This window comes from Deltaproteobacteria bacterium (genome assembly GCA_009692615.1).
Classification (GTDB): Bacteria; Desulfobacterota; Binatia; order UBA9968; family UBA9968; genus DP-20.
Window position 1 is genome coordinate 20,779 of sequence record SHYW01000059.1, and the last position, 8,597, is coordinate 29,375.

An 8,597-nucleotide genomic window follows, 5' to 3' on the forward strand; every position below is an offset into this window, starting at 1 on the left:
GGGGTTGCGGCGACTGAACGTAGTTGGGTTGGGTTCTGAGATATGAAATTTGAAAACTGAGATTCCGAGCAAAGCTAAGGAGAAATTTATGGACGTTACCGCAAAGATCGCTCAGTTCGTCGCCAGTGCGAAATATGAAAATCTGCCGGCGGCGGCGATTGCCACCGCCAAGGTCGCGGTGCGCGATTGCCTCGGCGTGGCGCTCGCCGGCAGCAAGGAAGAGGACGCGAAAATTTGCGCCGAGATCGCGCGCCAGGAACAAGCTAAGGAGGAAACCACGGTCATCGGTCAAGGATTCAAATCTTCCGCGCTCAACGCCGCGCTTGCCAATGGCACCGCGGCGCACGCCATGGATTTCGATCATAGCTTCACCATGATGGGCCAGCCGACGGCGCCGATAATTCCGGCGACATTCGCTCTGGGCGAAGCGCTCGGCGCCAGCGGCCGGCAAATCATCGAAGCGTACGCCATCGGTTTCGAGGTGACGGCGAAGCTGGTGCATTCGCTGCGCGACAGCGAGCACGACGGTTGGCACGCGCCGAGCACGTTGGGTTCCTTTGGCGCCGCGGCGGCATGCAGCAAGTTGCTCGGGCTGAACGCCGGCCAAGTTGAGATGGCCCTCGGCATGTCGGCATCGATGGCCGGCGGCGTGGTTGCTAATTTTGGCACGATGACCAAACCGCTCCATGTCGGCCTCGGAGCGCGCAACGGCGTGCTCGCGGCCAAGCTCGCTCAATCCGGCTTTACCGCCAACGGCAAAGCGATCGAATCGGGTTTTGGCTTCTACAAAGTGCTTCATGCCGGTACGTTGATCGATGAGAAGCCGATCGAAGAGTTGGGCCAGTCTTACGCCTTGCTCAGCGACGGTATTCGGATCAAGCCTTATCCTTGCGGCGGTCTGACGCATCAGGTGATCGACTCAATTTTGGAATTCAGAGCCAAGCACGGCCTGATTCCTGAGATGGTCGAGCGCGTTGACGTCGACGTCGCCAAACACACCTTCGAGCGGATTGTTTTTAAAGTACCGCAAACCAGCATCCAGGGAAAGTTTTGCATGCCTTATCTGGTCGCGCGGGCGCTGATCGACGGCAAGGTGTCGTTGCACGCCTTCACCGACGCCGCCGTGCGCGATCAAAATGTTTTGAAGTTGGCCGAAAGAGTGCAGATGAGTCTCGATAATAATCTGAAAAAGACCGACCCGGCCGGCCGCCCCTGCCGGGTGACGCTGCGCTTAAAGAACGGCCAAAGCTATACCCGCGAGGCGCAGCATGCCAAAGGCGGCCCGGAATTTCCGATGACGGAAGACGAGCTGAGAGGCAAGTTTACCGAGTGCGCGCGCGAAACCTTGAGCGCCGAAGCCGCTGAGCGCGCGTTGGCGCTGATCGAGGGCTTGGAGAAGTTGGATAATGTGAGATCGCTGACGGAAATCTTGCGAGGTTAGCGGGCGGCGAAGCCGCAAGCAAAGCTCTGAATATCTCGCGCAAAGATGCAAAGGGCGCCAAGAACAAAAAATTCGAAGCACGAAATCCGAAATTCGAAACAATTTCAAATGACCAAAATAGGTAAAATTCCAAACAAGCTTCCGTCGGATTCGGTGTTTTGGATTTTCCCGATTTGAGATTTATTTGTCTAGGAGTTTGTTTCGGTCCGCGGGGTCTCTTTCGATATTCGGATTTTGGATTAGTTTCGTTGGTTGCTTGGCGCGAGACATCCTTTGTCCGGTTCCGCAGCCGACGAAATCTACAGGGATCGTTGTACAAAGAAGGATTAGGAGGTTTCCATGCCGAGGATAGCGTTGGTCTTAAACAGTGATGACGATCGCCGCAAGGTCAAGGCGCAGTGGCGCATCGGCCCGGGATTGGTGCCGGGCCAACCGAATGAAGGACTCACCGCGCAGATACTGGCTGCGCCGCCACGATTGGCGGACTTCGATGATTCGGGTTGGGACGTCTGTACCGATATTCGCAAAAGTATTTCCAAGGGTTTCACCTTCGCTTGGTATCGCATCGCCGTCGTGCTGCCCGAGCAGTTAAACGGCGTGGCGCTGCGCGATTACCGCGTCTGGTTCGAAACCAACGTCGACAACTACGGCGAGATTTGGGTCGACGGCAAGCTCGATCGCGCCACAGGAGTGATCGTCGGCATCAACGCCCAACAGCGCGTCGAAGTCAGCGCCAAAGCCCAGCCCGGCGCCAAGCATGTGATCGCGTGTCTGGTCGCCAACGGTCCATTGGCCGAACCGCGCGGCGGCATCTTCATGCGCTACGCTACGCTGGCGTTCGAATTGTCGGATCGCGGTTGAATAAATGAAGCGACTTAGATTAACTCGCTCGGCTATTTTCGCCGAACTCTGACTCGTCCGGGCGAGGTGACCGAGAACGCTTTGGTAAAAGGATTAGCAATACAGCAAGGCCCGATCCCGCCTACCGGCTAAGGGGTAACCTTTATTCTAACAATTCCAACCCGGATCGTCTTTTACCTATTTCGCATTTGTAACTGAAGGTAGCATTGGGTTATGGACGGAGCTCTACCACGGGAACGCTGATCTGTGACGCCTGCAAAATTTTATTTGGACTCTGCAAGATTGTCGCTAGGCGTTTGCCGATTTCCGAGCGGACGACTTTAGCGTCGCAGTGTACACAGATGCCGGCCGGGACATTGTCGATAGCGACTAACTTCCCGCGAATTCAAAAGTCCTGCTTGATCGGCTTCTCAACCATCTTTGCATCGCAGATTTCGCATTCGCCGTAGCCGTATTTTTCGGATTTGATTTTCATGGTTTGTTACCTACGCTTCAGTCAAGAATAGACTCCCGCCCCCCCTTCCGCTGCCGACGATAGATTGTAAAGATTGTGATGTCAGACTCCGAAGCCGATCTTTACGGTTTGATTCCCTGTGCCGCGAATGCCTTATCGATAAAGCCGCTATCATCGAGTTTCTTGACCAGGCGCGCGTCATTGAGCTCATCGAGGTTCACAGCGCCGATTTTTGGATTCTGCGCTTTCATCAGGCGCTGCACATGGACCAGGCCTTCGACGGACGGAAGCGGCTTTCGCTCCAAGACGCGCAATAGGTCAAGATAGCCCTCTTCGGCCGCCGCGGCGTTGATTTTCATGCGCCGCATCAATGTTTTGATTGCCGCCGGTTTGTTCTTGGGTGCCAAGATGTAGGCTACCGCTTCGATTTCAGCTTTGAGCAAGTTCTCCAATGTGTCGCTGCGCTGCTGCAAGAAACTTTTTTGCACCACCAAAGCCTGGCTGACGAATTGATGCTTGAGATCGGAGTATTCGCCGATAACCGTGAAACCCTTGAGTTTGATTCGGCTAGAGTTGATGCCGTCAAAGACTGCCGCGTTGACGATACCGGCCTCCAGGGCCTGCACCGTCAGCGCCTGTTCACCCAGCGCCTGGAGCTGCATCTTATCGCGCTGCACATCGAGGCCGAAATGCTCGAGCCAAAGCAACAAGGCCATCCAAGTAGTGCCGCCGATACTTGTCAGTCCGATGCGTTTGCCGCGCAAATCCTCGGGCCGTTTGATACTGGGTTGAGCCATCAAGTCGAAATTGTTGCGGCTGCCAAATGTGGCGATGATTTTTAGGTCTTGGCCGCCGGCGACGGCAGCCAGCGTCGCGCTACCGCCGGTGCTGCCGACTTGGATGTCGCCCGCCGCCAGGCCGGCGACGAGTATTGGCGCGCCGCGAATAAATACGGATTCGACATCAACGCCATACTTGTTGAAAAGTCCCATGTCCTGCGCCAGCCAAAACGGCAGAGCGCGACCCGGGCTGGCGTAGCCAAGAATGATTTTGCCGGCGGTGGCCGCCAGAGCATAACTGGACCACAAAGAATTTAACGCGAGCGAAGTAAATGCGATGAGCAATAGGCGGCGCATAGCCAACGGTTCTCAAATTATAACTTGGCACAAGGATAGAAAAACTAGAACATCTGTTTCCGAGCGCATGTATATCGCCTGCGTGCGAAGCCTGTCAAACACAGCGAAGTCGAGCGAAAGTTACGATCTTCTTGGGGCAGATCAATACGGCGGGCGGACATTGCGTGATCCTTGGCGACTGCCGTGCCTCGACATTTTCAGCAAATCCTGATTTGGATGACAGCCATGAACGAAACAATTTCTGCGATCGAAACTATTTCGCTGCGGGTGCCGTTGGATATCTGGGCGCCGGCGCCGATGTCGCAAGGCGTGCCGCGCACCCATGTGGAAAGCCTCTATGTGCGCGTGACCACTAGCGGCGGCGTGGTCGGTTGGGGTGAGTGCTTCGGCACTGGCCGTCCCATGGTCGTCGCCGCCTTCGACACTTGGATCAAGCGGCTCGCCATCGGCCAGAGCGCCACGGATGAAGAATTGATCCCGCGCATCGAACGCATGCTGCTGTCGCTCAGCCGCTCCGGGCCGCTGGCCCACGCGCTGGCCGGGCTCGACATCGCGCTGTGGGACATTCGCGGCAAGCTGGCCGGCGTTTCGGTATCGACGCTCTTGGGCGGCGCCAAGCGATCCCGCGTCGAATGCTACGCTTCGCTGCTGCAATATTCCGGGAACTCGGAACATATCAGGCGCAACACCGCGCGCGCTCTCGAACGCGGCTATCGTCTGATCAAGCTCCATGAACGCACCGCCGCTGCAGTCGCTGCCGCGCGCGAAGTGACGGGTCCGGACATTCCTCTGATGGTGGATACCAACTGCGCATGGACGCCGGCCGAAGCCGAGGAGGCGGTCGCCGCGATGGCGCCGTCCAAGCCCTACTGGGTTGAGGAGCCGATCTATCCGCCGGAGGATTTCGAATCTCTCGCCAAGCTGCGCGCGGTCACCGGCGTGCCCATGGGGATCGGCGAGAACGGAACCAGCTTGCGCGAATTTCGCAGAATGGTCACCATCGGCAAAGCCGATTTCGTTCAGCCCGCGATGGTCAAACTCGGCATCACTGCCATGGCAAAAGTCGCCGCCGAGGTCGAGCAAGCCGGTGCCCTGTGCGTGCCCAACGCTTTTTATCTGGGACCGGCATTTCTAGCGGCGTTGCATTGCCTCGCGGTAAAAGAGAAAGACTCTCCGCTCGAGCGCATGTTCGCCGACTTCGGCGCGACGCCGTTCGCCAAGACCGTGCCCGTGATCGACGGCGGCGTTGAAGTTCCGCAAGGCCCAGGTCTCGGCGCCGACCCGGAAGACGACCTGATTGCTCAGTTCAGAGTGTAGGTCTGCGCTGTCCAGGCGCAGCGCGCCTTGTCAGGGAGCCAGGGTAACCTGCTGGTAAGGTTCTTTGCCGCGGTGGCGGCTAATTTGAATAGTGACTTTCCGGTCCAGCTTGTTCAGAAATCCGATTAGCCGCTCTTGGCTGAACCGGCTGAATTTGGCGCGCATGAGCGCGGAGATTTTCGATTGCTTGACGCCGAGCAGTTTCGCCGCTTCTTTGGGACTGCGGCCTTTTAAGAGCTTCATGACCTGCACGCCCAAGCAGGCGCGGGTGTAAAACTCGTCTGCGTTGTCGATCTCAAGGTCGGCGAAGATATTGCCGGCGCTCACAGTCACGTCGATTGCCTTACTCATTTTTTGCCATCTCCTGCGCCTCTCGGTAGCGCCGTTTGATTAAATCGACGTCCGGTTTCGGCGTAGCGATGCCGGACTTGGATTTTTTCTGGAACACGTGAAGCACGTGTCAAGAAACAAGACCTGACCCTCATCGCTGTTGACTCGGTTGCAACTAATCAACTGAATTTGTTCATTTAACGTCCGGACACTAATGAGCAACTACTATAAATTAAAGCCCTGACCCCTTATGTTCTGACCGCCTGTGCGAGATGAATAAAAGGGGAAAGAACAAAATTCTTTTCACGGGGAATGTCTGTGCCTACTTGACCTGCAGGCTAATGGGTGACCCCGTTTCTAGGTAGCTTTCACCGGAGCACGAGAATATTAAATTCGGGCAAACGTAATGGGCTTTGGATGCAGTGCTCATGACGGCCTCGCGCAGGTTTAGGTTCAAATCTTGTCCTTTTGCCGCACCGGGGGCCATTAGATCGTCGATGCGCTACGAACGATTTACCTACTACCCAAATACCATTGCTGTTTCGGGATCTGGAGAAGCAGGTACATTCGGTGGCACCGGTAGTCGAGCAAATCCTTTCCTGGGTTTCCACGCCTTTCCCGGCAACCCTTTCTTTATCGCGTCGAGCTCGCGATGAAATATTTTACGCAGTAAAATGACCCCGGCATCAGACTTGCCGAGACGCTCCTGCGAACGGTCCACTATCGCTCCCTGGCCTACCTGGACTATGTAATCCTGAGCATTGACCAGCGCGTTGCCTGCTTGTCCGGCATCGTTGTCGGGCATCACGCCTTTAAATAACTCTTCATCGTATTCTGCCGGGTTATATTTATCGCGCGAAAAAAGCCAGGCCTGAGATTCCTGAGCCACGTCTCCGCGTATCGGTGATGATCGCACGCTAAAAAGCGCCGTATGTCCATCATCTACTGGAACAAACCAGTTAAAGAGATCGGTCCACGGAAATAACTTGGTTTCGCCCTGTGGCTTAAATTGTGTCGGCGTAACTATGTGATTACAATTCGGCCAGTTAAACTCGCTGATTCGAACATTATTAGCCGCGCGAGTAGCAATTTGCCGGATACCCCATTCAGTTTCCTCGTATGAGAGAGACGGCACGGTGTATGAGAGCGACTGACCAAATCGCGACTCTTGATGGACGAAACTGACATGCACGGCATCCATCGAATTCTCTATCCGTTGGAACCAATTACAAGGCCAAATCATGGAGAGTGCCCATTTGATCCCGTAATTACGGTCGATCTCGGCTTTGTGCGCGAATTCGGGAGGCTCGCCTTGACCCATAAAGGCAAACACGAGGCCCGCATATTCTCTTGCCGGATAGCTCAGGATCTTCACCTTGGACGCGAAAGTAGCGTCCTCTGCCGGCATTTCTACACATTGACCGCCACCATCATATTTCCAACCATGATATCTACATCGTATGCACTCCTGCTCAACCCACCCTGTGTAGAGTAATGTTAAACGGTGAGCGCATCGATCTGCGACGATATGGGGTTTCCCGCTTTCGCCTCTGTAAAGAGTCAGATCCTCATTCATGATCCGGATGGGCATTGCTTTCCCAACTTTTAACTCCGAGGAAACGGCCACGGGTTGCCAGAATTTACGCAGCAGCATTCCCATCGGCGTTCTGGGTCCCGCCTGTACTAACTCGGACCACTCATTTGTTTGACTCAATACGTTAGCCATACTAAGCTCCTTTCTCCAATTGAAAGTTTTGCCTTCAGTTATTTGCCTCGATCAGACTTCTCTTTCTTTAACTCCGCCTGGACCTCACGGAGGGGAGAAAGATCCATGACCCGATCAAAAGGGATATCGGCAGTGACCCCGATTTCCTTCTTCATCTGTGCCATGACTTGCCTGAGCTCGCCATCGTTAATGTCCCCGCTCGGATTAAAGGTGCGTATCATGATGTCGTAGCTCTCCAGAGCTACCTCTCGCTTCAGATTATAATCTTTCTGTATGTAATTAACCGTTTCTTCCGGACTGTTTATGATTCTGTCTATTGCGCGCAGGGTCGCGCGGATGACCTGTTTGGTTTGGTTGCGCTTCTCCGTTAAGTGCCTCGTGGTCACGGCAAGACCTCCCTGGACGCCCGGGATGTGAAAGGCATCGCCGAGGTAGACATATCCCGACGTGGTTGCCATAGAGGTAAAAGGCGGCGAGATACTCGCGGCGTCGACAGTCTTATTGATAAGTGCCATATAGCTCATTGCGCTACTTCCGGTGCCGATATAGAGAATCTTGCGTCGGCCCTGGCCGAGCTTGTCCATGGTCGCAAGCGCCGCATAGTGGGTCGCGGTCCCTACACCGTTCACCGCGATGGTATTGACGGTGTCAGCGATTATCTTCGACTGGCCGATCAGACTGAAGCTCAATCGGGTCTGAAAAAACATGACGGACCTAACCGCTGCCCCGCGGATCGCCGCTCGCATGGCTATGTTCGGCGCCGCCGTATAGTCGATTTCGCCCGCCTGCAAGGTAGCTCCTGCGATCGTGCCCGGTATCATGATAAGTTCTAGATCAATCCCTTCGTCTCGGAAGAGACCCTTTTCTTTGCCGAGGAATAAGGGAACATAATTCATCGACTTGACCGGAACGGCGATGCGGACTTTTTCGAAAGTACTTGGGACCTGGGCCAAAAGCGGCTCGAAGGAACCACCGATTAAGAACATAAGGGCGAGCGGCAGCCCTGCCCTAATAAGCCCTTGTCTGATATTAGTTATTTTCATGCTCATCTTGTCTCCTTCAACGATAGCTCCTTCCCCCCGCGTGTAGTCTGTGGTCAGGTCTTGCATTTTGCCATTTGCTATTTAGGGAATCTCTGAACAAGTCATCTAGCAAGTCGTCTAATAACGAAGAGCAGAAAGACCGACAAGGTGAGGCGGGAGGAAAGAGCGTGAGGGAGCAGACAACGTTTGCGAGTTTGGCGTGGGCGAGAAAGAAAAAGCAGAGCAAGCGGGAAAAGTTTCTGTGCGAGATGGATCGCGTGGTGCCGTGGGGGAAATTGCTAGCGTTGAT

Annotated in this window: 8 protein-coding genes and 1 pseudogene; 4 read left to right on the top strand and 5 right to left on the bottom strand. The window is 55.0% G+C overall.

Annotated features, from left to right (window positions below):
- The first annotated feature begins 88 nt into the window (after nucleotides 1-88).
- Both EXR70_14900 and EXR70_14905 read left to right on the top strand, forming a co-directional pair.
- On the top strand, nucleotides 89-1,441 hold the full coding sequence (locus EXR70_14900; protein ID MSP39773.1) for an MmgE/PrpD family protein: 1,353 nt from the start codon (nucleotides 89-91) through the stop codon (nucleotides 1,439-1,441).
- Between the two features lie 339 nt (nucleotides 1,442-1,780).
- Nucleotides 1,781-2,302 (top strand): hypothetical protein, encoded by a 522-nt coding sequence (locus EXR70_14905; protein ID MSP39774.1) that lies wholly within the window; start codon nucleotides 1,781-1,783, stop codon nucleotides 2,300-2,302.
- 576 nt (nucleotides 2,303-2,878) lie between these two features.
- Here EXR70_14905 and EXR70_14910 read toward each other — a convergent pair.
- Nucleotides 2,879-3,892 carry an ABC transporter substrate-binding protein gene (locus tag EXR70_14910; protein ID MSP39775.1) on the bottom strand — a complete coding sequence of 338 codons (1,014 nt, stop codon included), beginning with the start codon at nucleotides 3,890-3,892 and terminating at the stop codon, nucleotides 2,879-2,881.
- Between the two features lie 216 nt (nucleotides 3,893-4,108).
- Here EXR70_14910 and EXR70_14915 point away from each other — a divergent pair, with 216 nt between their 5' ends.
- Complete coding sequence (locus EXR70_14915; GenBank protein ID MSP39776.1) at nucleotides 4,109-5,209, top strand: mandelate racemase/muconate lactonizing enzyme family protein; 1,101 nt, start codon at nucleotides 4,109-4,111, stop codon at nucleotides 5,207-5,209.
- A 30-nt stretch (nucleotides 5,210-5,239) separates the two neighbouring features.
- Here the strand turns inward: EXR70_14915 and EXR70_14920 are convergent, their stop codons facing one another.
- From EXR70_14920 to EXR70_14935, 4 genes and pseudogenes are all read right to left on the bottom strand, one after another.
- Entirely contained in the window at nucleotides 5,240-5,560 is a 321-nt protein-coding gene (locus EXR70_14920) for an XRE family transcriptional regulator (GenBank protein ID MSP39777.1), read from the bottom strand.
- Nucleotides 5,553-5,669 (bottom strand): annotated as a pseudogene (locus tag EXR70_14925) (type II toxin-antitoxin system RelE/ParE family toxin). The gene EXR70_14920 and the pseudogene EXR70_14925 overlap by 8 nt, the downstream one beginning before the upstream one ends.
- A gap of 390 nt (nucleotides 5,670-6,059) precedes the next feature.
- Nucleotides 6,060-7,265, bottom strand: coding sequence for an aromatic ring-hydroxylating dioxygenase subunit alpha (locus tag EXR70_14930; protein MSP39778.1), 1,206 nt, complete (start codon nucleotides 7,263-7,265; stop codon nucleotides 6,060-6,062).
- A gap of 38 nt (nucleotides 7,266-7,303) precedes the next feature.
- Nucleotides 7,304-8,374 carry an ABC transporter substrate-binding protein gene (locus EXR70_14935; GenBank protein ID MSP39779.1) on the bottom strand — a complete coding sequence of 357 codons (1,071 nt, stop codon included), beginning with the start codon at nucleotides 8,372-8,374 and terminating at the stop codon, nucleotides 7,304-7,306.
- Nucleotides 8,375-8,475: 101 nt separating this feature from the next.
- On the opposite strand from EXR70_14935, the gene EXR70_14940 reads away from it, so the two are divergent.
- On the top strand, nucleotides 8,476-8,597 hold a 122-nt coding region (locus tag EXR70_14940), incomplete at its 3' end, for an IS5/IS1182 family transposase (protein MSP39780.1).